The sequence below is a fragment of the Alistipes sp. AM16-43 genome, assembly GCF_003435745.1.
Lineage (GTDB): Bacteria > Bacteroidota > Bacteroidia > Bacteroidales > Rikenellaceae > Alistipes > Alistipes onderdonkii.
On sequence record NZ_QTUQ01000002.1, the window covers coordinates 263204 to 289463 of the forward strand.

At 52.1% G+C, this 26260-nt stretch carries 20 protein-coding genes; 17 read left to right on the top strand and 3 right to left on the bottom strand.

Features of this window, described 5'->3' with window-relative positions:
• Positions 1-681 precede the first annotated feature (681 nt).
• From DW189_RS04320 to DW189_RS04330, 3 genes are all read right to left on the bottom strand, one after another.
• On the bottom strand, positions 682-1254 hold the full coding sequence (locus tag DW189_RS04320) for an ORF6N domain-containing protein (RefSeq protein WP_117506993.1): 573 nt from the start codon (positions 1252-1254) through the stop codon (positions 682-684).
• A gap of 88 nt (positions 1255-1342) precedes the next feature.
• The gene (locus DW189_RS04325) at positions 1343-1594 is read right to left on the bottom strand and encodes a helix-turn-helix domain-containing protein (protein ID WP_117507189.1); all 252 of its coding nucleotides are present in this window, start codon (positions 1592-1594) and stop codon (positions 1343-1345) included.
• 1211 nt (positions 1595-2805) lie between these two features.
• On the bottom strand, positions 2806-3393 hold the full coding sequence (locus DW189_RS04330) for an RNA polymerase sigma-70 factor (RefSeq protein WP_018696898.1): 588 nt from the start codon (positions 3391-3393) through the stop codon (positions 2806-2808).
• A 250-nt stretch (positions 3394-3643) separates the two neighbouring features.
• On the opposite strand from DW189_RS04330, the gene DW189_RS04335 reads away from it, so the two are divergent.
• The 17 genes from DW189_RS04335 to DW189_RS04415 all read left to right on the top strand — a co-directional run bounded on the left by DW189_RS04335 (position 3644) and on the right by DW189_RS04415 (position 26241).
• Complete coding sequence (locus tag DW189_RS04335; protein ID WP_026318576.1) at positions 3644-4594, top strand: FecR family protein; 951 nt, start codon at positions 3644-3646, stop codon at positions 4592-4594.
• 225 nt (positions 4595-4819) lie between these two features.
• Complete coding sequence (locus DW189_RS04340) at positions 4820-8161, top strand: SusC/RagA family TonB-linked outer membrane protein (RefSeq protein WP_409012326.1); 3342 nt, start codon at positions 4820-4822, stop codon at positions 8159-8161.
• Between the two features lie 14 nt (positions 8162-8175).
• Positions 8176-9768, top strand: coding sequence for a SusD/RagB family nutrient-binding outer membrane lipoprotein (locus DW189_RS04345; RefSeq protein ID WP_117506995.1), 1593 nt, complete (start codon positions 8176-8178; stop codon positions 9766-9768).
• Positions 9769-9775: 7 nt separating this feature from the next.
• Positions 9776-10702 carry a glycoside hydrolase family 18 gene (locus DW189_RS04350; protein ID WP_033395341.1) on the top strand — a complete coding sequence of 309 codons (927 nt, stop codon included), beginning with the start codon at positions 9776-9778 and terminating at the stop codon, positions 10700-10702.
• A gap of 6 nt (positions 10703-10708) precedes the next feature.
• Entirely contained in the window at positions 10709-12061 is a 1353-nt protein-coding gene (locus tag DW189_RS04355; RefSeq protein WP_018696903.1) for a BT_3987 domain-containing protein, read from the top strand.
• Between the two features lie 3 nt (positions 12062-12064).
• Entirely contained in the window at positions 12065-13681 is a 1617-nt protein-coding gene (locus DW189_RS04360) for a BT_3987 domain-containing protein (protein ID WP_117506996.1), read from the top strand.
• A gap of 67 nt (positions 13682-13748) precedes the next feature.
• Positions 13749-14765 carry a glycosyl hydrolase family 18 protein gene (locus DW189_RS04365; protein WP_117506997.1) on the top strand — a complete coding sequence of 339 codons (1017 nt, stop codon included), beginning with the start codon at positions 13749-13751 and terminating at the stop codon, positions 14763-14765.
• A gap of 353 nt (positions 14766-15118) precedes the next feature.
• A complete protein-coding gene (locus DW189_RS04370) occupies positions 15119-15718 on the top strand; it encodes an RteC domain-containing protein (protein WP_015547825.1) in 600 nt (199 codons plus the stop codon).
• Positions 15719-15942: 224 nt separating this feature from the next.
• Positions 15943-16125: a hypothetical protein gene (locus tag DW189_RS04375; RefSeq protein ID WP_117506998.1), complete on the top strand. Its 183-nt coding sequence runs from the start codon at positions 15943-15945 to the stop codon at positions 16123-16125.
• A 9-nt stretch (positions 16126-16134) separates the two neighbouring features.
• Positions 16135-16965, top strand: coding sequence for a DUF4906 domain-containing protein (locus DW189_RS04380; RefSeq protein ID WP_117506999.1), 831 nt, complete (start codon positions 16135-16137; stop codon positions 16963-16965).
• A 74-nt stretch (positions 16966-17039) separates the two neighbouring features.
• Complete coding sequence (locus DW189_RS04385; RefSeq protein WP_117507000.1) at positions 17040-19649, top strand: InlB B-repeat-containing protein; 2610 nt, start codon at positions 17040-17042, stop codon at positions 19647-19649.
• Between the two features lie 23 nt (positions 19650-19672).
• Positions 19673-20227, top strand: coding sequence for a DUF3575 domain-containing protein (locus tag DW189_RS04390; RefSeq protein ID WP_117507001.1), 555 nt, complete (start codon positions 19673-19675; stop codon positions 20225-20227).
• Between the two features lie 2 nt (positions 20228-20229).
• On the top strand, positions 20230-21888 hold the full coding sequence (locus tag DW189_RS04395; RefSeq protein ID WP_117507002.1) for a hypothetical protein: 1659 nt from the start codon (positions 20230-20232) through the stop codon (positions 21886-21888).
• Between the two features lie 2 nt (positions 21889-21890).
• Positions 21891-22781 carry a radical SAM protein gene (locus tag DW189_RS04400; protein ID WP_117507003.1) on the top strand — a complete coding sequence of 297 codons (891 nt, stop codon included), beginning with the start codon at positions 21891-21893 and terminating at the stop codon, positions 22779-22781.
• Positions 22782-22792: 11 nt separating this feature from the next.
• Positions 22793-22990: a hypothetical protein gene (locus DW189_RS04405; protein ID WP_015547821.1), complete on the top strand. Its 198-nt coding sequence runs from the start codon at positions 22793-22795 to the stop codon at positions 22988-22990.
• 11 nt (positions 22991-23001) lie between these two features.
• Positions 23002-24942: a DUF4906 domain-containing protein gene (locus tag DW189_RS04410; RefSeq protein ID WP_117507004.1), complete on the top strand. Its 1941-nt coding sequence runs from the start codon at positions 23002-23004 to the stop codon at positions 24940-24942.
• A gap of 48 nt (positions 24943-24990) precedes the next feature.
• Positions 24991-26241 (top strand): DUF6047 family protein, encoded by a 1251-nt coding sequence (locus DW189_RS04415; RefSeq protein WP_259295430.1) that lies wholly within the window; start codon positions 24991-24993, stop codon positions 26239-26241.
• Positions 26242-26260 lie beyond the last annotated feature (19 nt).

Genomic DNA, 26260 nt, shown 5'->3' on the forward strand with positions numbered 1-26260 from the left:
ATGTTCGTAGAGAACGCTTGCTAATCCGGGAAAGTCGTACTGTGGATTTATTTTGTACGTATTCAGCGCTGCGTGCATATTATTATTGAATATATATAATAAATCGGAATTAACCGAGTCAGGAAGTTGCATTTTATAGAATTGCAGTAAGATATTAATATTACTCCGCTCTAACCCTATATAATATTCGAAATATTCGAACCAATCTTTAGGCTGGTACCGTGGATTATTGAAAATAAGCGGAGCCGCAGAGTGTAATTTCAATCTTTTGCATGCTTCTATAAATACATCTCTGGGGACTATATCATTGTATTTTGTGGTACATTTAGCCTTACTCAATATATCATTGGTAATAAAGAAGGCATCATGTGCAAAACGTTTCAGAATCTCTTGTATTGGTTGTTTTAATATTCTCTTTCGATTGGTTTGGGGAAGATAAACGTTGATTAAATAGAAAATAGCGGATGCTATTTATTGATGCGAAGATTGTGTATGTAATTTCGGCATATATGTCTGCTTTCGGAAAAATAGTATCTATCTCAATCCAGACTAATTTGTAAAGCAAAATCCATATTAGGCATATTAAGCTGATTGTAAACAGTATGACATCTCCCCATTTTAGAAAAAACTTTGAATTATTCCGTGACATAATATACATGAAGCCTTTTAAACAAGACCATTTTACTTGTCTTTTTTTGAAGATTTAAACCCGATCGGTCGGCGTGGTTGGCGAACATCGGGGATTTTAACCGAAAGAGCGGCAATAGCTTCGTAGATGTTATCCAGCTCCTTGCGCATGTCTTCCGAAAGGTCGTTCACCGCTTCGGCGTTGTCCTCGTCCGCCCGTTCCAACAGGGTCAGTTTCGCACGGATTTCGGACAGCTCGGCCGTCATAGTCGAGGTTGTCATAATGTAGTTGCGCATGGCGACGAAAGCATCCATAATCCGGATACTGACTTGTATGGCTGTCGGGCTGCGTAGCACGGCAGAAAGCATGGAGACCCCTTGTTCGGTAAAAGCATAAGGACGTTTTCGTGTGCCGCCCCAATTTGATGTTCCATTTTGGAATATCAAAAATTCCTGTTCTGCCAGTTGAAACATGAACCGTTCCGGAAAACGTTCGATATTTCGCTTTACAGCTTTATTCAGGTTGCCGGTCGTAACGCCGTAAAGCTCGGCCAAATCCCGGTCGAGCATCACGCGCTGGCCGCGGATTTCGTAAATTTTACTTTGTATGGTTGTGAGTTCTTCCATCAATAAGTTTGGGCAAGTTCTTTCCTTCAACACAAATATAGTCGCTTTTTTGCAAAAAGAAAGACGAAACCGCTCCGTTTCGTCTTTTCTATTCTTTTTTCGCAGGATAATTTATCGGTGCGAAGAATTCAGCGATTGTGATATTATATAATTTACAGAGTTTCAGTATAGATTGTGTGTTTGGAACGGAGGTTCCTGATTCATACCGAGAAATATCTAAATGTGTAAACTCAATAACTTCTTCTTGAGAATACCCATGATCCGAACGTAATTGTTGCATACGTTCTATCAAGAGCCGTTGAAAAGTAGTATCTCTATATTTGGGAACCTTTGTTCGCATTTTTTGCAAAGGAAAGGTGATGTCTAAAATTTTATACACGTGATTTCACGTGTATTCGAAAAATTTGATTATATTTGCATACGTGGATTTCTAAATACAGAAATTATGCTACATTTGCGATTGAATAGTTCGGCGTAGCCGACGGACATAATCATAAAGGGTAAACAACTCTTTATACCTACTTGTAAACTTGGAGACCTCTTCGGAGGATGTTTAATCAGATGGTATAATGGTTGTCAGCTCCGGTTATGTCCTGTTTGTTATTTGCAAGCAGGGCTTGACTGGGGCGCAGGACAGCTTCCATCTGAAGGTAACTCCAAGACCGACAAGTAGGGGCTGACACCGCGCCCCCTTTTTATTTTCTGCGGGCGCATCATCCACTAACCCGAAACCGTCATGCGCCGCCATTTGCCGAATACATTACATCATACGGATTGCACCCGCCGAGCGACCGCCGGCAGACGGAATCGGTATGTGCGGGCGGCACATATTATATACGGAACGGCCGCCGGCAATATAATTCCCGCAACAACTGTGGCTCCTAAATCTGGTAACGGCAGCCCGGTTCCTGTTTCCGGGATAAATTTTTCTTACCGGATCGACCATAAAAAAATAACGGATGCGGCTGCTATTCGGTTGAATTCTTCAAAAAACAGTGTGAAGTTGCGTCACTATCACGTCGAATATCACCGCATCCGTTTTATTATACGCCCCCTCGCTCCGTTATCGACTGCTACGAGGAGGGGCAATATTATAAAATTCAGTCGGAATAGTAGTTGTTTTCAGCAAAATACATCAATGCAATATGATTTTTGTATTTTTGCAGAGTCGACACTACGGACAATGCCGGTACCTGATACGGATTTACATCACCGTTTTTTCCGAACAAGAACGTCGCCTAACGTCACCGGCATTGTCCTTTTTTATTTTCGATATGTAGAGTTCTGGTGGAAATCGTTGTATTACGCCGAACTTTATCAGCAAATTATAGTATCAGGGCAGAGGACTATTTCCAATCATCAATACCCTTTAATCATTCGGAATCAGGACGAAAGGAATATTATGAAAACATGAATATTTCTGCTCTTTTTATCGAAAATATTCCGATTTCTTGTAGGAAAAAGGGACGGCCCCCGATCAGTTCACGGTGTTTCACGAAATTCAACCGCGATCGCAATCACAATCACGATTCGGCCGTCCCTTTCTTTTTTCTACGGTTTGCTGAGCAGGTTCGGGAATAGCAGCATTACCACTGGCAGGTAGTCGCCCAAGTCTTCGCGTAGCAGATGCAGGCATCGCTGGATTTCGCGTGTGACCTTGCGTACCGATATGCCATAGCGCTCGGCAATTTGCTGATAGGTTTGATCCTCGAAACGATTGGCAATGAAAATCTGCGCCGACAGTTCGGGCATTTCGGCCAGACGCCGCCGGAATATTTCCTCGACATCCTTATGAAAAAGCACCTTCGAGAGATCGCAATCCTCAAGTAGTCCGAGGCTTGTGCGGATGTTGCGCATGCCACGCAGATACATCTGATGCTGTATTTGAAGGTGGGTTTGACGCTCGCGCAATGCATCAATACACTTGTGACGCACAATACCGAGAATATAAGCCGGAAACTCATCTTGTGACAACTGAATTTCCCGTCTTTTTTCCCAAAGAAGCAGGAAGCTATCCGTAACAAGATCCTCGGCTAACGTCTTGTCACGCAACAGGGCATAGGCGATCACGATGAACCGTGATTTATATTCGGAGTACAGTCGATCGAACTCATGCGTATCTAATATCGCCTGTGTCATTGAGTATAGCGGATTCGTAGTTTTTTGGGAATTCAAAGATAAGTTATATTCTGAAAAAATAAAATAGATTCGATGTTTTTATACAAATGAATGTATTTCAATAATTTACATTAATCAATATTTTATATAATTTCATAAAAATATTTATTTGCAAAAAAAGGGGTAAACATACCCACGCTCATTCGATATATTATTAAAGACCAAAAAATAACAACCGATCCGGGGAGATCGAACAAGAATTTTGACAACTATGGACGAGAAATTATTATTCAAATATTTTCGGGGCGAAACTACGTCGGAAGAAGAAGATGCGATACTGGCATGGGTCGAGGAGACCCCAGCCAACCGTAAGGAGTTCAAGACCGCTTTCATGATTTTCTCCGGTCTGGCGGTGTATGCCGCCAAGCCGAACGCTATGCCGACAGCCGCGCCGCAGCGCCGCCGAATCTGGAGGCAAGTCGTCCGTTATAGTCTGCGTTCGGCAGCTGCCGTCATACTGATGATCGGAGCCGCGTATACGGGTAAAACGCTTTATCGGAATGCGTTGTCGCAGCAGAATATGTCGATTGTCGTTCCTGCCGGACAGCAGATGTCTCTCACGCTTCCGGACAATTCACAGGTACAGCTCAATTCGGGTACTCGACTGGAATATCCGGTCGTCTTCGGCAAGACCCGCAGCGTGAAACTCTCCGGTGAGGCGTTGTTCGATGTTGCACCAGACAGGAAGCATCCGTTCATTGTCCAGACCTTCGCGTCGGATATCCGGGTACTCGGAACGAAATTCAACGTGCTGGCCGATGCCGAGCGTGGTGAATTTACCACCACGCTGATCGAGGGACAAGTACAGGTGACGAACCGGGCCAATTCTAATGAGCGAATCACCATGTATCCGCACGATGTCGTCTCACTCTCTAACGGGCGCCTGTATAAAGAACGTGCCGAAGATTTTGCAGAACTCTGCTGGACGGAAGGGTTGGTTCATCTGAAGAGGATGCCATTCGACGAGTTGATGGCCAAGTTCGAGCGAGCATTCAATGTCGAAATACGCATCGAATGCGAGCGGATGCCGCAGATTAACGTGATGAGCGGAGAAGTCCGCATTTCGGACGGTGTAGATTATGCGCTCCAGATTTTACAGCAGGTATCTACCGGCTTTAGTTATACTCGTGATGAAAAAACGAACGTGATTGTAATTAAATAATAATGTGATTGTAATTGAATAATAATGTGATTGTAATTGAATTTCGTGCAAGCACTCATGTTGCACTAAAAACTCTAAAATCTATGAGGAAATGACCGCGTGACTTAATACACTAAAGCGTTGACTATAATAAAGAAAGGTCTGCGAAATCGCCTATTCGCAGACCCGCGATAATAGTCAGCAAAAAAACTAATCGAGTAAACTATTATCTAAAATTACAAAAGTATGGAAAAAACAGTATTCCACAAAATCAGAAGACTGTTTCGATTTACTTTACTTGTTTGCCTGAGCCTCGGCGTATTATCAGCCAAGGCACAGACTGCCCGCGTGACGCTCAAAGTTCAAGACGCATCGCTCGGACAGGTCATGGATGAGATCAAGAACCAGACCAGATATCTTTTCATCAATCAGGATGTCAAGGATCTCAATAACCACAAAGTAAGTCTGAATGTTTCGGATAAAGCTATTGTCGAGGTGTTAGATCAGATTTTTACCCCTTTCAATATCGGTTATCGCATCGAAAAAACAAGCATTATTATTTTCAACCGACCGAAATCCACATCCAGTTCAGTTCTGATCGGAGGTAAGGTCAGCGATGTCGGCGGCGCACCGATTATCGGCGCCACGGTGCTGGTCAAAGGTACGACGAATGGTGTTTCAACCGATGCCGACGGTCGTTTTACGCTAACGATCGCTTCACCTGCCACTGCACAGCTCGAAATAAGCTACTTGGGCTACGAACCTCAAACTTTAGCTGTCGGCAACCGCACCTCTTTTGAGATTACACTGGCGGAATCGGCTTCGGAAATCGAATCGGTAGTCGTTACTGCCTTAGGTATCAAACGTGAAGAGAAGGCGCTGAGTTATAATGTACAACAAGTTGAAGCTGAAGACATCACGACTGTCAAGGACGCCAACTTCATGAACTCGCTGACAGGTAAAGTCGCTGGCGTTACGATCAATGCTTCGTCGTCAGGTGTCGGCGGTGCATCGAAAGTCGTGCTGCGCGGTAATAAATCCATTTCGCAGTCGTCGAATGCCCTCTATGTGATCGACGGTATTCCGATGTATAACTTCGGCGGTGGTGGCGGTACGGAATTCGATTCGAAGGGTGCTACCGAAGCCATCGCGGACATCAATCCCGAGGATATCGAATCCATCTCGGTGCTGACAGGTGCAGCAGCCGCGGCTCTTTACGGCTCGAATGCTGCCAACGGTGCTGTGATGATCACCACGAAAAAGGGACAGGCTGGAGCTTTGAAAGTGACGCTTTCGAGCAATACGGAGTTTCTGAACCCGTTCGTTCAGCCGGAGTTCCAGAACCGCTATGGCACGGGACTAAACGGTCTTCAGTCCGGGTCGGCCATTTACAGCTGGGGCGAGAAATTGGCACCTGCGGCGCGTCTGGGATATACGCCGGATGATTTTTTCGAGACAGGACACGTCTACACCAACGCCGTGACGGTATCGGGCGGTACGGACAAGAACCAGACTTACTTTTCGGCAGCCTCGGTCAATTCGGACGGTATCATTCCCAATAATGAATACGACCGTTACAATTTCACATTTCGTAATACGTCCTATTTCCTGAAAGACAAGCTGCGTCTGGATGCTTCGGCCAGCTATATTTACCAGCAGGATCAGAACATGACCAATCAGGGTGTCTATTCCAACCCGCTGGTTCCTGCTTATCTTTTTCCCCGCGGGACGAACTTCGACTCCTATCGTATTTTCGAGCGTTACAATCCCGCCTCTAAACTTATGGAACAGTTTTGGTCGGACGACCTTGAAGGCGGTGACCTGCGTATGCAAAATCCTTATTGGATTGCCTACCGCAACCTACGCAATACCGATAAGAAGCGTTACATGCTGTCGTTCTCGGCCTCCTATGACATTCTTCCGTGGTTGAACGTTGCTGGCCGTGTGCGCATCGACAATGCGAACTCGCTCTATACGCAGAAACTTTATGCTTCGTCGAATACGACGATTACCGACGGCGGTAAGAACGGTCACTATACCGAACAGCGCGAATACGATACGCAGACTTATGCTGACATTATGGTGAACATCAACAAGACCTTCGGAGACGATTGGTCGCTGCAAGCCAACGTCGGCGCTTCGATCAACAACGTCAAAATCGACCAATTGTCGTACCGCGGCCCGATTCAGGAAAACGGATTGCCGAACGTGTTCAATGTTTTCGACCTCGACGATTCGAAGAAGCGCGCCGAAAAATACGGCTGGCAGGAACAGACGCAGTCGATATTCGCCTCGGTGGAAGTGGGTTGGAAACAGATGCTCTACCTGACCCTCACGGGCCGTAACGACTGGGCTTCGCAATTGGCCAACTCCCCGCAATCGTCGTTCTTTTACCCGTCGGTGGGTCTTTCGTGGGTGCCGACCTCACTTTGGGATATGGGCAATGCGCTGACCTATCTGAAGATTCGCGGTTCGATCGCTTCGGTAGGTATGCCTTTTCCGCGTCACCTGACGGTTCCGACCTACGAGTACGACGCAACGAATAAAGTTTGGACAGCCAAGACGCACTATCCGATCGGCGATCTTTATCCCGAACGCACCCGCACTTATGAGTTGGGCCTCGACGCGCGTCTGTGGAAGCACTTCAGCTTGTCGGCTTCGTGGTATTGGGCCGATACCTACAACCAGACGTTCGACCCGCAGATTTCTGTATCATCGGGTTATTCGACGATCTATCTCCAGACGGGCCACGTCCGCAATACGGGTGTCGAAGCGTCGCTCGGCTATCAGAACCAATGGCGCGATTTCGGTTGGTCTACGAACTTTACCTTCTCGTGGAACAAGAACGAGATCGTGGAACTGGTTCACAACTATGTGCATCCCGAGACCGGCGAACTCATCACCAAAGAGCGACTGGAGATCAAGGGGCTGGGTAAGGCCAAATATATCCTTAAACCGGGCGGAACACTGGGTGACCTCTATACCAATTCCGATTTGGTCTATAACGACGACGGGTATATCGAAGTGGACAAGAACGGCAACGTAGCCGTCAAGGACGACTATATGGATGACATTTATCTCGGTTCGGTATTTCCTAAATACAACCTCGCATGGCGTAATGATTTCAACTATAAGGGTATCAATCTCGGCGTACTGTTCACGGCCCGCATCGGCGGTATCTGTTATTCGGCTACGCAAGCCAATATGGATTTGTACGGCGTGTCGGAGGCCTCGGCCGCAGCCCGCGATGCCGGTGGCGTGATGATTAACGGCCGTGACATGATCGACGCACAGAAATGGTATCAAGTAATCGGTTCGCAATCGGGATTACCGCAGTATTATACTTATTCCGCCACGAATGTCCGCTTACAGGAGCTCTCGCTGGGTTACACGCTCCCTTCGAAATGGTTCCGCGACAAGATGCGTATGACCGTTTCGTTCGTAGGCCGTAACCTGTGGATGATCTACTGCAAGGCCCCGTTCGACCCCGAAGCCGTAGCTTCGACAGGCATGAACTATCAGGGTATCGACTACTTTATGATGCCTTCGATGCGTAATCTGGGCTTCAATGTGAAATTCCAATTCTAAAGAACAGCAAAACCATGAAAAAGACAAACAACAAAATGCAGCTACTGCTGCTTTCGGTGGTGCTGCTCGGTACGACTGCCTGTACGGGCGATTTCGCGGACATCAATCGTAATCCGAATGAAGTGACCGACGAACAGTTGCAGGCTAACAACTATAAGATCGGTACGAACCTCAAGACCCTTCAGGGCCTGGTCGTTCCGACGGAAGAGCACCGGTTCCAATTCGTCGAGAGCATCGTCGGATGCCCTTACGCTGGCTACAACGGTAAGACCGTCGATACCTGGCAGGCGACATTCGAAAACTACAATCCCTCGGCTGACTGGCGGAAAGTTCCGTTCGTGGATATGATCTCCGATACCTATCCGGCCTATCGTGCGATTATCAACGGTACGGAGGACGTAGTGGCGCAGGCATTGGCCAAATTGTTCCGCATTGCCATCATGCAGCGCGTCACGGATAGCTACGGCCCGATTCCCTATACGCAGGTCATGGCCAGTAAGACCGAATCGCTGGAGGTAGCCTACGATACACAGGAAGAGGTCTACACGGCGATGTTTACAGAATTAGACGACGTGATCACTTCGCTTCAGGACAACCTTTCACTACCCTCGGATGCCTTCGGCCGTTACGACGGTGTTTATTCGGGTAATATCTCGCAGTGGCTCAAATTCGCCAATTCGCTCAAGTTACGTATGGCCATGCGTCTAACGGAGGTTAAACCCGATCTGGCGAAGTCGAAAGCTGCCGAAGCCATTGCCGCCGGGGTCATCACGACCAACGCAGACAATGCCATGATGCACACCTCGGACAACCGAACGACGCTCATTTACAACGACTGGGGCGACCATCGTATTGGTGCCGACATCATCAATTACATGAACGGCTACAACGATCCGCGCCGCGAGAAGATGTTTACGACTGTAACCCTTGTGGAGAACGGACAAGAAATACAGGGATATGCGGGTATTCGCATTGGTATCAACGTGACGAGTAAGGCGCAGGCCGTGTCGTCCTACTCGAACATGCGCGTTACGGGTACGGATCCCTATCTGTGGATGAACGCCGCTGAAGCGACGTTCCTACGTGCCGAATACGAACTGCGCTGGGGCTCGGCCGAAACTGCCGGAACACTCTATGAGCAGGCTGTCACGCTCTCGTTCGAGGAGCGTGGTGCCGATAACGTGAAGGGCTATCTTTCCGATGCGACAAGTACTCCGGCAGCCTACAAAGATCCGTTGAACAAGCACTCCATGGCTTCTCCGCAGAGCACGATCACCGTGGCATGGAACGCCGCGGCGGATTTCGAAACCAACCTCGAACGGATCATTACCCAGAAATGGATTGCCATTTTCCCGCTGGGAACCGAGGCGTGGACAGAACACCGCCGTACGGGTTATCCCCGTCTGCTGCCAGCCGTGGTGGATAACAGCGGTGGCGCCGTGAACGTGGCGCTGGGCGCACGCCGTCTGCCTTATCCGGTCGAAGAGTACACCGAGAACCCGACGAACCTGCAAGCCGCCGTTTCCGCACTGAACGGTGAGTCGGTAAACGGAGCGGGCGATACGCAGGGAACCCGAGTATGGTGGGATCGCAAAAACTTAAATTAGTATGGATATGAAACGAAATAAATTGATCGGGCTTCTCTCCTTATGCCTGCTGGCCGCGACGTTCGCTTCGTGTGAAGACTGGAACGAAACGGAAGCCGTCAAACAAAAAGTCGAACGCCCGGAGGATCAAAATCCGGAATTGTGGGCGGAATATACGGCGGCGTTGCGCGACTACAAGCAGTCGGAACATTTTATCGTCTACGCCCGTCTGTTTAACTCTCCCCAACCGGGTACCAGTGAAAAGGATTTCATGCGTTGCCTGCCCGACTCGCTCGATATCGTGTCGCTGACCAATGCCGACAACTTCTCGAAGTACGATGCGGAAGATATGCCGGCTATGCGTGAGAAAGGTACGAAAGTGCTCTATCAGGTCGATTATGCAGGCCGCAGCGGGGAACTGACCGATGAAACAAAACTCGGCGCTTACCTCGATAAAGTTATCGCCGCGGTCGAGAAGAATGGACTGGACGGTTACTCGTTTACGGGTATCCCCAATGCGGGCGACGCAGCGACCGCAACGGCGGCTGCACTTATCGTCGAACGACTTTCCGCGGCAAAGACCGAAGGACAACTGCTCGTTTTCGAAGGTAATCCGCTTTTCTTGACGGAGGACGCTTTGTCGAAGGTCGATTATGTCGTGCTCGACACCGAGGCTACGGAGAATGTGACCGACCTGAAGATGCAGGTACTCAACGCTACGGGGTATGCCGGCGTTCCGGCTACGAAGTTGCTGCTGGCCGCTGCCGCAGGCGCTCCTCTCTATGACGAGAATGTCGAGGAACATGCCGCTATCACGGAAATGGCCGAGCGGGTTGTATCGCTCGGGCCGCTGGCCGGACTGGGAACCTACGACATTTATAATGACTATTATGATCTGGACATGAACTATAAACTTGTTCGCAATGCCATCCAGACGTTGAACCCCTCAAAATAGTGAGCAATGAGAAGAATTAATAAATACTTATGGCTGATCGCTTCGGCCGCTTTCTGCTCCTGTCAGTCCTATGATGCCGACGACCACAAGTTCGGTAATGTGGTCTACCTCGACGTGGCGGAAACGACTGACGTGCAGACGGCAACGATCAAAAACACGCTCGATGAACTCGATCGGACATTCTCCGCAACGCTGGCTTATCCGTCCGGTGGCGACGTCACGGTCTCCATTGCAGTCGATCCATCGCTCGTCGATACCTACAACGCCCGTCACAACACCTCGTGGCCGATGCTCGATGCGAAATACTATTCGCTTTCCGACGAGCGGGTAACCATCCCGGCCGGCAAGACCGCTTCGGATGCCGTGACGCTCCATCTGCAGGAGTTGCTGGGCGAGGGCGAAGACCAGACAGGTGCGCTGACCCTCGATGCTACCTATCTGCTGCCCGTGACGATCACGAATGCGTCCGTTCCGACGCTGGACAGTTCTTCGACCGTCTGGTATGTTATCAAACGATCGTCGAACATCACTACGGCAGCGCAGCTTACCGACAACTGGATCAATTTCCCGACACTCGACAAGGATACGGAGCAGGCGATGGCCCTCAACAACTTGACGGCCGTGACCTACGAGGCGTTGATCTATATCGACAAGTTCGCCACCTCGGCTCTGAACTCGGCCGGTGTCGCCAACCCCGTCAGCATCTCCACCATCATGGGTGTCGAGGACTACCTACTTCTGCGTATCGGCGACACGAATTTCGAGCGCCAGCAGCTGCAGTTCGACGGTTCGGGCAGCGGTTCGGCCTTCGGTAAGTTCCCGGGGCGTGATGCCGGCAAGATCCTGAACGAAGGCGTATGGTACCATATCGCATGCACTTATGACCAGGCGACGCGCACGGTACGGATTTTCGTCAATGGCGAGTTGCAGAGCGAGGGCAAGGATATGGGGCTTGCGTCGATGAGCGACGACACGCGCATCAATCTGGCCATGCGTGCTTTCTACGATCGTTACCTCAATAATCCGACGCCGGAGAACGAAGAAAAATACGGCGGTTGGGCCGATGCCCGCCAGTTCTTCATCAGCTATTCCTACGACGCCTACCGCCCGCTGAACGGCAAAATCGCCGAGGCCCGTGTCTGGTCGGTAGCCCGCACGCAAGAGCAGATCTGGGAGAACATGTACGAAATCGCCGATCCCGAAAGCGACCCGACGCTCGTCGGTTATTGGAAGTTCAACGAGGGAGCCGGCAATACGATCAAGGACTATTCGCGCTACCATAACGACGGAGAGGCCGAGTACGATCTGGTATGGCCCGACGGTGTGGAGATTCCGAAAATTAACGAAACGGAGGAGTAAACTATGAAAACAAGGATAAATAATGTAAAGAAGGGAGTAGTGACGCTTCTTTTCGCGGCGGTCATCGCGGGCCTTACGGCCTGCGAGACCGATCCCGTGAAATCGCAGCGCGGAGAACTTCCCGACAAAGATTTGTTGGAGAATACCTATGTCAAAATCCGCAGCATCAAATCCCCGACTGAATTTGCCGTTGTCAATCTGTCGGAGGGAACAACAGTAACAGAAGATCGAATTTACTGCCGGCTGACCCGCCCGGCAGAGAGAGCGATGACTATCACGGCTGCCGTGGACGAATCGCTGGTCGAAGCCTGTAACGAGGAGTACGGTACGGATTTACTCCCGTTCCCGGCAGGGAATGTTACCATTGCCGGTAACGGTACGATTGCCGTAGCGGCGGGAGAGCGTATCTCCGACAAAATTCAGGTATCGTTCAAGTCGGACGGACTGGCTGCCGGAACGTACTTATTACCGATTGCGATCTCATCGAATGATGCGGCTCTTACGGACGGAGGCAAGGCGGTCTATTACGGCGTGAAAGTCCGCGGGATTGATATAGGCAACTACGAACTGGATACGGAATACCTGAACGTATTCTATCTGAACACGACCGAATACCAGCCGCTGTTGGCCGACATTTGGATATTGCAGAAAACCGAAGCCATGCCGCCGTTCAATACGCTCTGGGAGCGGACTTACGGCAATATCGTCAATCTGCGCATCGTGCAGATAGGTTACGAGGCCGATACGGAGCGTGCCTTGTTGGTGCTTAACTCTGACATACGCTATGTGCTGGAACATGCGGACAAGTATATCCGTCCGTTGCAGGACAAGGGGCGCAAGGTCTGTCTTTCGCTGGAGGGAAATGGCTCGGGACTCGGATTCTGCAACCTGACCGACAGCCAGATCGCCGACTTCACGGCGCAGGTGAAAGCCTGTCTGGAGTTGTATGATCTGGATGGCGTGAATTTCTTCGACCGCAATGCCGGTTACGGTCAGGTGGAAGGAATGCCGGAGATGAACACGACTTCCTATCCCAAGCTGATAAAGGCCATGCGCGAAGCCATGCCCGACAAACTGCTGACGCTGGCCGATTACGAAGAGCCGACCGAATATTTCGGGGACACCGAGGCGACGGGCGGCATCGAGGTCGGACAGTACCTCGATTATGCATGGTCGGGATATATGTCGGAGAGCGAGGATATCCAGTTGCTCGATCCGTGGGAAGTAATCGACCTCACACCGGGCGATGCGGCCGATTTGGGCATGATGCTCCCGACGACGAACCATCCGCGCCGGCCGATCGCCGGACTTTCACCCGAAAATTTCGGATACTTCGCTGTGCCGTGGTATCCGGCGGCAAGCGATTTCCTGATGACGGCACAAGGTTTTATGAATGTGGCCATCTGGGATATGATGGGCTATGCGCCGAACAATACGATCGTATGGGCCGACCTTATCTCCAATCAACAAAATGAGTATGAAATGTCTTGGGGCATGGTTCCGGGTATGTTATGGGCCATATTCGGCGATGAAGCTATGGATGGAACGTATATGTATAATGTCCTCGTAAATAACGATCAGGGAGGTTTACACTACGGAGAGTTGGCGAAAGACTGGTAAAAACGATAAAATACGGATTTGCATCGTGCAATCACAAATTACAATCACCATTTTAAAATTATTAACTATGAAAAAGACTTTATTTATTACGACTCTGCTCCTTTCCGCGGGTGCAATGTTTACATCCTGCAACAAAGACGTGGAAAATCCCGACATGCAGGCACAACCGGAAGAAACGGCTCAGGTAACGCGGGCCTACGGCGACAAAACACCGCTGATCGAGGTGTATTACGAGATCAACGACACCAATCCGCTCAACGCGTTGTCGTACGAGATGAGCGGCAAGAAATTCATCGATCTCGTACAGCTTTTCGCTTCGAATATCCAGAAAGACGCGAATGGTGATCCCTGCATTTTCTTCAACGACAAGCTGGCTCCGGTGATGGCTGCGAAGGCGACCTATATCGAGCCGTTGCAGAATGCCGGAATCAAGGTGATTCTGAACGTTCTGGGCGACCACAAAGGGATCGGCATCTCGAACCTGACGGATGACCAGATCGAGAAGTTCGCCGCTATTCTCACCTACATCGTGAAGGAATACGGCCTGGACGGAATCGGATTCGACGATGAATATGCCGACTATTCGACTCCCATTGATCCCACTTCGGCCAGCAAACTCGTTCTCAAACTGCGTGAGAAATTCAATGCTGAATTCCCCGGCGAACGCAAAATCATCCAGATGTTCGAATGGAATTATGCGTCTAACATTTCCGCAGCGGCAGGTGCGGAGATCGATTTGGCCGACCACGGATTGTTTGGCCCGAATGTTTTCCAGACTTCCAGCGCATTCGCCGGCGTAACGAACGATCGCTGGTGCCCGCAGGCTATCCAGATGGGACAATCGTACAATGCAATTTACCTGAATCAGATCAAGACCCGCTCCTCGCAGGCTGCCAGCGGCAACTACGGCGGTATTATGATGTTTAACGTCCGTAAGGCATCGAATGTCAATCCGCTGCCTGTATTCCAGAAGATCGCAGAAGGTGCATTTGGCGCAACTGTAACTTATACCGGTACGGAGTATTCTCAGGATTGGACATTCAACCCTGCGGGATACACGATTACTTATGCAGATATTCAGTAGCACTCACTCGATGTAAATCCGTATAGGATAGACGTTAGGCGACGTCATCTGGCCCGTGCATCGACCGAAAGGCGGTGTACGGGTTTTTCTTTAAGTTAAATGGAAAATAAATGGATTTTGCAAAGGATGTAACGATAGCGCGATTTAAACACTCGATTACTAAAGAGTAAATTCAAAGTTATTCATACTGCTTTTATCATTTTTCGGTCTATTATTTCGTCATTAGTAACGGTCATATGCATTGATGACATAGGTAAGTGACAATCTCTATTATGTCTGTATCTAAAAAATATTTTAATCGCATATGATTAAGAATATTGCAATGTGACCCTATAGATACGGAATCCTGTCTTATGAAAACGCTTATTCATACCCGTATATACGCGTTGCTAACTCAAAATGAATCGAATCCGTCGGAATTAGCCCATGCATACGAAGAGTTTATCGAGACGATGACCGAGATGGTTGCTAATTTCGATAACCGGGATGATATTTTGAGAATACTGTATTACAGCCGGGTTGAATTCGACGTATTGTCCCATCCATCGTTTAATCGATATTCGAACAATGTTTTAAGGACGACGTTCATCTATAAAATCATGTATATTCTGGATTGCGAAATCAATATCGTCAGCAATAGTACGAAATATAGCTCGAACCAAGACTATTCGTTCCCTTTATCCTATCAGGACGGCGAGTTGCTGTGGACAGGGACGCAGCAAGAGCTGCTGGAGCTTGCCGTTGCCCTTCATAAAAACGGGATTATCATGTACGGCAACCGCAAGGCGCGTTTCATCGAGATCGTCCGTGCCTTGTCTTCTACATTCCATATCACGATCAACGATGTCTATGTCAAGAAAACCAGGATGCTTGACCGCAGCACGGCGGTCACACCTTTTCTGGATAAATTGAAAAAAGCCTATGAGCAAGTCGTCGAAAGACACCTGCGATAGAGAGAGCGGAGACCTGTCAAGGATGAGAAAATCAAAAAGTTTTTCTCCGTTTGCAAAATTTCAACAGGCTATTTTTCAGTTGATTATATTTTCATACTTTACAAAAAACTTTTTGATTTTTCCCGAGAGGCATCCGGAAAAGTGTACTTTTCAGTGATTTTGTATTATACATTTGCAGCAGAAAGCGACGCATAGTGCATCGCTGCATTCAAAATCCAAATAACATGAAAAACATCCTTTTAGCCGTTGCAGTCTTCGCTGCCGCATCCGTTTCCTGCAACAAGGAGACCGAAGTCGTACCTTCCCCCAATTCTTTCACCGATGGGGCACGTATCGCACTTACGCTTACCGATGATGCCGCCGACACCCGCTCCTTCTTCGATTCGACAGCCTCGGCCGAGGCATGAGAGTCTTCGTTGTCGTCACTGTCGATTTTCGTCTTCGATAATGCCGACAACTTCGTTATTCGCCGGGATTTAACATCCAGCGAGCTGGCCGCGAAATCGGCGACATTCTCCCTACCTAAATCTCTTGCCAGCACCCCCTGCTCATTCTATGCCGTTGCGAACTACGACGCCTCGTCGGCCAAGACCCGGGCGGCCCTTACGGCCCTTGTGGAGAAGTCGGCCGCCGACTATAACGGCACCTTCGCCGAGGTGTCCACCGCAGCCAAACGTTCGGGCGGCTTCGTGATGTCGGGCATGAAATCGCAGACCGTCGGGGCCGTGAACTCCACGACCAATGTCGGCATCACGCTCAAACGCACTGTCGCTAAAGTAGCCCTTCAGACGACCATCGCCCCGTCGTTCGCCGACAAATATGCCGGAACGCTTACTATCAACTCGGTAAAACTCTCCAAAGCCGCCTCGCAGTCGCTCGTCGTAGCCGGTTCGCCGACACCCGGAGCTATGACCTTCAGCCACACGCAGACTCCCGCCACGGCTTCGGGAAAATGCAATGCGCTGTTCTACTGTTTCGAGAATGGAGCTTTGCCCGCGGGCAGCCGCGTTCTGCTGGAAATTAACGCCACATACGATTCGGACGGCAGCACCTCGACTACGGACGACCGCTCGGAGGTGACCTATTCGGTCGAGTTGACGGGTAAGGCCGCGGGCGAGATTCTCCGAAACGGCTACTACCGTGTCGCGGCCAATATCACGGGCCTTGTAGGTCAGGATTGCGCCGTATCGGTCACCGTCGCCGATTGGGAGACGCCCGTTACGCAGAACGTCGAACTGGGGGCATAGCCCTCTTGTTTTGGCAGCTCCCGTCCCTCGCGGGCGGGAGCTGTTTTCAATCCCTTTTTCAGATTTTTCCGACTATGAAAAAATATCTGTTGATACTCGCTGCCATCCTGTTGCTGTGGGGCTGCATCGCCGAGGACAGGACAGAATGTACAAATCCCCGCGGTGTCTTCGTCAGCCTGACAGTACGGCCCGAAAGGATGTCCTCCGTAACTCGCTCTGCGGATGAAACGGCCATCCGCGACCTGAACCTCTACCTTTACGACGATAACAGCAATGTTGTCCTACACCGTTACCAGACCTCTGCGACGCTGCGTTTCGAATGCCTACCGGGCAACTACCGGATCTGCATTGCCGCCAATCTGGGCCGCGATCTGGGCGACAATCTGCTGTGGGAGGATTTTACCGTTACACACGCCGACAAGTACGATGTATTGCCTATGGCCTATGAGGGCGATATAACGATAATTCCCTCGGCAGACGGGATGCTGACGCTGCCTGCCGTCGAAGTACAACGCTGCGTGTCGAAAATCTCCTATCACATTACCGTTACTCCGGCCGTTGCCGACATCGAACTGCGCTCCGTGCAACTGTTCTCGGTACCGCGTTCTGTATCCGTGTTCGATATGGCGGCCGCACCGTCGGATGATCCCGACGACTATACGGATTGTCCGGAGGTGGAACTTTCCGGACAGCAGGCTGCGGGCGACTGCTATCTGTTACCCAATATGCAGGGCATGGTGGCGGCCATTACCGACCAACGGCAGAAGAACCCGGAAAATGCCCCCGCGAATGCCTCGTATCTTTTGATCCGCGCCGTGCGCGGGTCGAAAATATTGGCTTATTATATTTACCTCGGAGGAAACAACACCTCGGATTTCAATGTCCGGGCCAACGCGCATTACCGGCTCAATATCTCGATCTTGGGCGACAGCGAGGTAGATACCCGCATTAGCAGCTATGCCGTCAATGTGCATGACACTTACGAAGAAAACGCGGCCGGCGGATATTGCACCTACAATCCGTTTCAGATGCTCGCTGTGGAGATCGACGGAAACCCCGCACCCCTGACGCTTCGGGGACGTATCGGTGTCGCGCAGGGCAACGCCGGAGCGTTCTGTCTGAACGGCTCTCCCGTAGGCGAAGGCCGCGACCTTACGCTTCCGGAGCAACCCGGCCCCAATGTCTTCGGCGTGAACTACGCTCCGGGAATCTATACGACAGTCAATTCGCAGGTGGTCTATACCGTCACGGTCGAGGATGATGCGGGATTTGCACAGTCGTTCGACATCGGACACCGCTTCGCCAACCGCCTCGACGTATATATTCACCCCGCGACGGCTGAAAACGGGAACGGTACGGTAACCGTCGCCGGAGCGTTGTATGACGCTGAAACTTCTTCCCTGACGCACGACCGGGTCGTCCTGTGCCATGAAAAGGGATGCACGCTGACTGCCGTACCCAAAGCCGGATACCGCTTCGAGGGATGGTATTCGGCAGCCGACTACAAGACACGGCTTTCGACCTCGGTTTCGTATGCCTACATTCCGACCTCGCCCGAAGCCGCGATCTTCCCGAAATTCACGGCCAATACCCGGCCGCTCGACGACGGGGGCACGGCCAACTGCTATATCGCGCCGGAATTGAATACCTCCTATTCGTTCGACGCTACGACGATGGGCAACGGCCGTGCAACGACGAATATCGTTCCGAAGAGACTTGCGGGAGCCGAGGCGAAAGTCCTCTGGGAAACGGGCACGATCCGTGGCGCGATCGTTGAAAGCGCGGAGCTGACCGGCGACGGACGTATCGTCTTCCGAACCGGCATGACCTATGGCAACGCCGTGATCGGACTTCTCGACAGCCGCGGGGTATGCATATGGTCGTGGCATATCTGGTCGGTGGATTACGAGATCGAGGCCACGGCCCAGACCTACGCTTCGGGAGCCGTCTTTATGGATCGCAACCTCGGGGCCCTGGCTACGGACTGCACGCAGGCCGCTGCCAAAGGACTCTATTACCAGTGGGGCCGCAAAGATCCGTTTCCGTATCCAGCGCTGGCCACGGACGCCTACACGCAGGCTCCGACCGTCTATGCTCCGGGGTTCGAGTATGCTGAAAGCAATCCCCGAACCTTCGGAACTGAATCGCCTTACGACGTGATGACCCTCGAATGGGCCACAGCGCATCCAACGACCTATATGGACGGGGTATTTTACGAGGATTGGGAAGAGTGGACGTCGGTCGCCGACTGGCTCTACGACCACCACCCGAACCTCTGGGGCAACGTCACGACCGGGAAGAACAATATCAGCCGCACCAGCCATAAATCCATTTACGATCCATGCCCTCCGGGATGGAAAGTGCCCGGTGCCGAGGATTTTGCGGGAATAGAGCGGATAGGCGTATCGGCACCTTATTACGTTACACTCCGCTGTAACAGCACGCAGACGGCGAAAATACCCTTGGGCGGAACATTCTACGAAGGACGTTACGACCGCAGCGGGTCGCTCGGAAGGCTCTACACGAACGCTCCGTATTATCTTCATTGGGACGACTCGACCGGCGTGTTCCATGACGTAGCCTGCACCTCGATCCTATTCGATACGAGTAACTACCCGCCGTTCGTCAACACAACGGATTTTTACCGCTATGCTGCCAATCCGGTGCGCTGCATCCGGGAATAAAACCGAAATAATAGCTAACGATAATGAACAAACAACGAGTCATACTGTTCGTGCTGCTGTCGGCGGCCTTGTGGGGGCTGCCCCGCAGGGCTGCGGCGCAGATCTTCGCCGTAAGGGCCAATGCTCTTGCGGTGTGCAGCGCGACGCTGAACGTCGGGGCCGAAGCGGCCCTGACGGACAACTGGTCGCTGGAGCTGTCCGGCTACTGGAATCCGGTGCAAACCGCATCCCTCTCGATGAACTTCCACGCCGTACAGCTCGGCGGCCGCTACTGGTTCTACGAATCCTTCGTCGGACACTTTCTCGGACAACACCTTACCTATGTCGGTTACGACCTCGGAAGCCGGACAAAACGCTATAAGGGTCATGCCTATGGCCTCGGTGTCAGCTACGGATATGCGTGGATGCTCTCGAAACGATGGAATATCGCCCTCGAAGCCGGCATAGGGCTGTTCCATACCGAAGACACACGCCACGACCCGACCGTCTCTGACTGGGAGGATGAATGCATCTACCGTTACCGATGCTGGACGCTGGCGCCGACAAAACTGGAAGTCTCATTCTCTTATATCTTTTAGCCATGAAGATATGCAATAAGATATTGCAGATAAGTCTGCTGTCGGCAGCGCTCGGAAGCCTGTTCGGCTGCTCGGTAGCCGGACGGCTTCAGCGGCAGCAGATGACTGCCTCGCTCTCGCAGCTTACCCGCGCCGAGCGGCAGGAGCGGCAGCAGGACTACCGCCCGCAGGTCGTAAAACTCCAGCGTGACAGCAACACATTCTTTCTTGCACCCGTGGATACGCTTGCCGACGGAGAACGCGTGATGGCGCTTCAGATCGAGCAGGTGACGGTCGTGGCGAAGATGCGGTCTATTCCCGAACGCAACGGGCGCGTCGTGCTGGATTTCATCGTGACGCTGCCCAAGCAGTTGTTGGGCAAGAGCCGCAGCGTCGTAATCACACCGATACTTCACAAACCCGACGAATCCGTGGCGCTCGAAGATCTGGTGATCCGCGGCGGCCGCTTCTCGCTGCTGCAAGAGCGCGACTACTGGCAGTACGAAACCTACGTCGAACGATTCCGCCCCGATACCGTAGGACGAGAGGCGGCCTTCAACCGCTTCGTGAAATTTCCCTATCCCGAAGACGTCCGGCTCGACTCACTGGTTGAAGGTCGGAGTACCGTCACGTACTATTACTCGCAGGAGGTGAAGACCGATGAGACCTCGAAGAAGATGCTTGTAACGCTTCAGGGACAGGTCTTGGCCGTGGACGACAGCGCCTATCGTCTGCCGCCATCCGATACGTTGAGCTACATCGTATCCTCGATGCTCTCCTTCGTAGATACCATACCGAGGTATCGCATCAAGGTCGTCGACAAGTTCGTGACCGTCGAAGATCGCAACTACATTCAGTTCTTCGTGGGCGATACCCGTGTGGTCGATACGCTGGGCGATAATCGGCGGCAGCTGGACAAGATCACCGGCCTGATGCGGCAGATCGTCGAACAGCAGGAATTTTGGGTCGATACCATCACGCTGACGGCGGCATCGTCTCCGGAGGGAGCCTATGCCTTCAACGACCGGCTCTCGCAAGGAAGGGCCGCGGCGCTCAAACGCTATCTTGTCCGCCGATACGGCAGAAGCATCGACACGATGCTGACCGTGCGGTGGGTGGCCGAGGACTGGCAGGAGTTGACAAACCGCATCCGAACAGACCGGGAGATCGTAAGCCGTGACGCTATTCTGGAGCTGATCGTCGCAGAAAAGAATCCCGACCGGCGGGAGCAGGCCATCCGGCAGCGGTTTCCGAAAGAGTATGCCTATATCCGTTCGGTGATCTACCCGCAGCTGCGGGCCGTGAATTTTCGCTACAGCCTGCGCCGCAAAGGAATGGTCAAGGATACGATCCATACCACGGAGCTGGATACGGCCTATGCCCGCGGCGTGGAGCTGTTGCAGAAACGCAAATACGCCAAAGCCTTGTACATTCTCAACGACTACAACGACCGCAATACGGTCGTGGCGCATCTGTCGCTGGATCATAACGAGCGGGCGATGGAGCTGTTGGCAACGATGCCCAAGGATGCCGTGACGGAGTATCTGCGGGCCATCGCCTGCTCGCGGCTGGGACGCAAGGCCGAGGGCCGGGAGCATTTCCTCGAAGCATGCCGCTTGGACGGGCGTATGGAGTATCGGGGCAATCTCGATCCGGAGATTGCTGAACTCTTAAAACAATAGTCATGCGGATCGGACTGGTGGATGTGGACGGGCATAACTTCCCGAACATAGCGCTGATGAAACTCTCGGCATGGCACAAGCGCCGGGGCGATACGGTGGAGTTCACCGATCCCGCGGCGAGGCGTTATGACAAGGTCTATATGTCGAAGGTCTTTACCTTTTCGCGCGATTGTACGGATCGCTACGACTGCGAGGTCGTGCGTGCCGGGACGGGTTACAGGGACTATGCGACGATTCTTCCCGAAGAGATCGAACATATATGCCCGGATTACTCGCTTTATGGGGTCAAGGAAGCCTATGGGTTTCTGACGCGCGGATGCGTGAACCGCTGTTCGTGGTGCGTCGTGCCCCATAAGGAAGGTGAAGTCCGGGCACACGCTGACATCGAAGAATTTCTCGACGGGCGTAAGCGTGCCGTGCTACTCGACAACAATGTCTTGGCTTCGGAGTGGGGACTTATGCAGATCGAGAAGATCGTCCGCATGGGCATCCGGGTAGATTTCAACCAAGGACTCGATGCCCGGCGTATCGCCCGCACACCGGAGATCGCTGCGCTGCTCGCACGGGTCAAATGGATACGTTTTCTGCGCATGGCCTACGATAGCCGTGCCATGCAGGATGACGTTCATAAAGCCATAGAACTCCTCCGTAAGCACGGCGTTCCGGCCCGGAAGCTCTTCTTCTATGTGCTGATAAGGGATGACTCCGAAGATGCGCTCGGACGTATCCGGGAGCTGAAAGCGTTGGGGTGTCAGCCTTTCGCGCAGCCGTACCGGGATTTCGAACACGAGGGGAAACCCTCGCGGGAGCAATGGCGGCTGGCCTACTGGTGCAACCGCAAGCCGCTGTTCTACTCCGTGGATTATGAGGAATACCGAAAAAAACGAACTTAACAATCGAACTTATGAACAGACTGAAAATCAAATATGCCGTCGCGTACGGCTTTCTTGCAGCAACGGCGGTCGCGCTTATCGCATCGCTATTTGCAGGCTGCCATGTCTATGAACATGAAGAGGTGGAAATTATCCGCTGCCCGGTGATCGAAGCCGATACGATCGACATTCCCGGCTGGGATAAGGAAATCGCAACCCCCGAATTTTAACCGCTGTCACGATGAAAAAACTGTTGATTTGGCTCCCGGGCATGCTTTCGATGCTCGCAGCCTGCACCGAAGCGGTAGAGATACCGGCTCGGGCGCCCGAAAAACAATCGCCCGTCAGGGTCGAACTGCATCTGACGACCGAGCAGCAGGCCGCCACCCGCGCAATGGATGAAAATTGCATTCGGGATGTGAATTTGTATCTATACGGAGATACAGAATATCATTTTTATTTCCCCTCCGTTTCCTCGCCGCTGGTGTTCAACGTCCTTCCCGGCAATTATCAGAGCTATGCGATTGCGAACGCCGGGCAGGATCTGGGGGATAAAAATGCGTTCAAGATCCAGTTTTACGAAACGGCAGTGGACGTGATGGAGTCTTCGGACGCTATCCCGATGACGGATCGGGGAACATTGGCCGTCGATGGCGCTGGCCGGTGTACCCCCTCATCGCTTCGCGTAACGCGCAGTGCGGCGAAGATCGCCTATACCATCGAGGTCGCCGACGCCGTCGCACCGTCGCTCCGTCTTCGCTCTGTGCAGTTCTGCAATCTGCCGCAGACGATACGTCCCTTCGATTCGGGCAGTATTTCCTCGACGGTCGAGGCGAATTACTATGACGGCGAAGCGATGCCTGTCAACAATGAATGGAGAACCGCGGGTACAGCGTATCTTTTCGAGAACTTGCAGGGCTCGGTAGACACGATCACCGACCAGAAGGACAAGTGCCCTGAAAATGCTCCGTCCTGTGCCACCTACCTGCGGATTCTCGCGGAACGGAGCGCGGACAAAGCCCTTGTCGAATACATCGTTTATCCGGGTGAAAATAACACGTCGGATTTCAATGTCCGCCGAAACACGTGGCATAATCTGGAGCTTGTTATCAGGGGCGAAGATGAGATCGACAACCGGGTTCTCGTCTACGACGGCCTGTATTACGGAACGGCGAACTGCCATATCTGCACCGGCGATCAGGTTACGTTCGATGTTACCCCGTATCGCACGTCCCGCAGCCGCAATTACGCCTATCTGGGAATCGAGGCGGGCAATGAATACGCTCCGGCATCCGCCGGGCTGCTGTGGCAGGACAATAAGATCATTACAGGATTCACGCTTGCGGACAACCGTCTTACGGTGCACACGAACGGTCAGCGGGGCAATGCGCTCGTCGCGGTGTACGATGCCGGCGGGACGATTCTCTGGAGCTGGCATATATGGTGCCTGCCCGGCGACCGGCCGCAGGACGACCGGTATACGAACCGGGCGGGCGAACAGTTCCTTGTCATGGATCGGAATCTGGGGGCCATCGGTACGGATTTGAAAACCCGCTACGGCCTGGTCTACACATGGGGGCGCAAAGATCCCTTTACGTCGAACGAGGTCTACAACGCCGCAGGACGTAAGGATCGGTTCATAAACCATTGGCCGACAATCTACACCTCGAACGGATCCGAAGCCAAAACATACGATCTGACCTATATGACCCGGCACCCGACGACGTATGTCTATACGGGGTGGTACGCCAAACTTTATACCTATTACGACAATGCCCTTTGGGGCGATCCCGCGCCTGTGGACACTTACGGTTGGGCGAGTGCGAAAAGCGTGCATGACCCCTGCCCCGAAGGGTACCGGCTGCCGAGCCGTTATACATGGACGGCTTTCGAGAATTACGTTTTTCCCGGAGAACCTTATGTGGTCGGAGCGTTCGACAACGGCTATTGGTTCCAGCGCTTCAGGGGAGATACGAAGGGGACGTTTTATCCCGTACCGGTCGGGAACGACGATTTTTGGCTGGATCGTGACGGCGTTGCTGTCATGTTGACCGGGGCGGTATCCGAACCGACATCCGCTACGCCGTATCCGACCGTCTATTTCAAATTCGAGATCAACAGCGGGTGGACGAATTTCGAAGGCGGAAAAGGTAAAGGGCTGGTGCGTTGTGTCAGGGAATAGACATTATTTCCGATTCTGTCTTGTAAAATCCTCTGAAATTTACCGTTCATGTCCCGAATCGCAGATTTTTTAGACCGCCTCATGAGGCGCAAGATTCCGGCGAGTGTTTTCGTTACGATGAACCCGCAGATGCAGGCCGTGCGTATCGCCGTCCGAGAAAACGGACGTCAGTCTTTCGAAGATTATATACGCGAACAGGTTGCCGCCTGCTCCCGTTCATCGGTCGTTCCCGACCACACGCTGCTGCATCTGACCTTTCCCGACAGCAAAGCGATTCCGTCGCGCCGAAGTACGACGAACGAGTATTTTTACGGGAAGCTGGCTCCGGCTTTTATCCGGCAGGATATACACCCCGAACCGGCCGTTTCGCTCCGGGATGCGGCTTTCGCACTCTCGAAAGGTCTTTCGCCCCTCTCTCCGGCAGGGCGGCGGGAACAGCTGATGCGCGATCCCGAATACCGGAGATTTACGATGCATTGTGCCCGTACGGCGCCCGACGATGCACCGCTCTATCGGGCTGTAACCTCTTCGCTGGGAACTTATCTCTTCAGCGATACGCCCAAGGGCCGGCGGGCCATGTACTGCTATATGCAATACATGACGGATCGTTTCTTCGGAATGCGGACTGATGCAGATACGCTGAAAATCTATGAATTGAAACATTTGCCGCCCCGAATTGCCGCGATGGCGGACAAGTGTATCGACAAATTCGTGAAAAGCGACCTGAAAAGCGAGTATCCGGGACTGGAGAGATCCCGATACAGTTTTACCGAGGAGAAGTGGATTCCGACATCGGTACTTTCGGAAGGCGTATGTTCGGCAGCATATTCCATATCGCCGTGCTACGAGGACTTCGAGAGGTTCGTTGCCGGGAACCGGACACAGGTATCGTCAGGCAATCACGATCTCGCAACGCTGTTGTATATCGCGGAAAACGGGTACGCCGCATCTGTGGCCGACGACGGGTTGCATCGTTTCAGACATCGGGAGTTCTTCTCCGAGGTGGCGTCGAAACTCCGGGATTGCGACCGGGCGCGTATGGGAAACCGGCAATCGACGCACGACTTCGGGTACGGTGCCTTGCAGCAGCAGGCCCGTGAAATCGCAGCGGGTATTCTTCGCACGGAATACAACATTCAGAACGGGAGATTCCTGACGGAATACAAAGAGTCATCGCCGGATGCAAAACAGCATGTTTCCCTGCCCGGAACGGGCACCGTAACCAAAAGGCGGGAAACGGAACGCAGGCTGCGGCATTCCCGTCCTGTCAGCGGCAAACGTGCCGCAATAAAAATATAACGGATATGCGGGAAGACCG

What these genes read in the sequence shown, in the direction of transcription:
- DW189_RS04345 (WP_117506995.1), top strand. Translation starts at nt 8,176, where the DNA reads ATGAAAAAGACAAACAACAAAATGCAGCTACTGCTGCTTTCGGTGGTG.
- DW189_RS04390 (WP_117507001.1), top strand. Translation starts at nt 19,673, where the DNA reads ATGAACAAACAACGAGTCATACTGTTCGTGCTGCTGTCGGCGGCCTTG.
- DW189_RS04335 (WP_026318576.1), top strand. Translation starts at nt 3,644, where the DNA reads ATGGACGAGAAATTATTATTCAAATATTTTCGGGGCGAAACTACGTCG.
- DW189_RS04375 (WP_117506998.1), top strand. Translation starts at nt 15,943, where the DNA reads ATGAAAAACATCCTTTTAGCCGTTGCAGTCTTCGCTGCCGCATCCGTT.
- DW189_RS04405 (WP_015547821.1), top strand. Translation starts at nt 22,793, where the DNA reads ATGAACAGACTGAAAATCAAATATGCCGTCGCGTACGGCTTTCTTGCA.
- DW189_RS04350 (WP_033395341.1), top strand. Translation starts at nt 9,776, where the DNA reads ATGAAACGAAATAAATTGATCGGGCTTCTCTCCTTATGCCTGCTGGCC.
- DW189_RS04355 (WP_018696903.1), top strand. Translation starts at nt 10,709, where the DNA reads ATGAGAAGAATTAATAAATACTTATGGCTGATCGCTTCGGCCGCTTTC.
- DW189_RS04360 (WP_117506996.1), top strand. Translation starts at nt 12,065, where the DNA reads ATGAAAACAAGGATAAATAATGTAAAGAAGGGAGTAGTGACGCTTCTT.
- DW189_RS04400 (WP_117507003.1), top strand. Translation starts at nt 21,891, where the DNA reads ATGCGGATCGGACTGGTGGATGTGGACGGGCATAACTTCCCGAACATA.
- DW189_RS04330 (WP_018696898.1), bottom strand. Translation starts at nt 3,393, where the DNA reads ATGACACAGGCGATATTAGATACGCATGAGTTCGATCGACTGTACTCC.
- DW189_RS04340 (WP_409012326.1), top strand. Translation starts at nt 4,820, where the DNA reads ATGGAAAAAACAGTATTCCACAAAATCAGAAGACTGTTTCGATTTACT.
- DW189_RS04370 (WP_015547825.1), top strand. Translation starts at nt 15,119, where the DNA reads ATGAAAACGCTTATTCATACCCGTATATACGCGTTGCTAACTCAAAAT.
- DW189_RS04320 (WP_117506993.1), bottom strand. Translation starts at nt 1,254, where the DNA reads ATGGAAGAACTCACAACCATACAAAGTAAAATTTACGAAATCCGCGGC.
- DW189_RS04385 (WP_117507000.1), top strand. Translation starts at nt 17,040, where the DNA reads ATGAAAAAATATCTGTTGATACTCGCTGCCATCCTGTTGCTGTGGGGC.
- DW189_RS04395 (WP_117507002.1), top strand. Translation starts at nt 20,230, where the DNA reads ATGAAGATATGCAATAAGATATTGCAGATAAGTCTGCTGTCGGCAGCG.
- DW189_RS04325 (WP_117507189.1), bottom strand. Translation starts at nt 1,594, where the DNA reads ATGCGAACAAAGGTTCCCAAATATAGAGATACTACTTTTCAACGGCTC.
- DW189_RS04365 (WP_117506997.1), top strand. Translation starts at nt 13,749, where the DNA reads ATGAAAAAGACTTTATTTATTACGACTCTGCTCCTTTCCGCGGGTGCA.
- DW189_RS04410 (WP_117507004.1), top strand. Translation starts at nt 23,002, where the DNA reads ATGAAAAAACTGTTGATTTGGCTCCCGGGCATGCTTTCGATGCTCGCA.
- DW189_RS04415 (WP_259295430.1), top strand. Translation starts at nt 24,991, where the DNA reads ATGTCCCGAATCGCAGATTTTTTAGACCGCCTCATGAGGCGCAAGATT.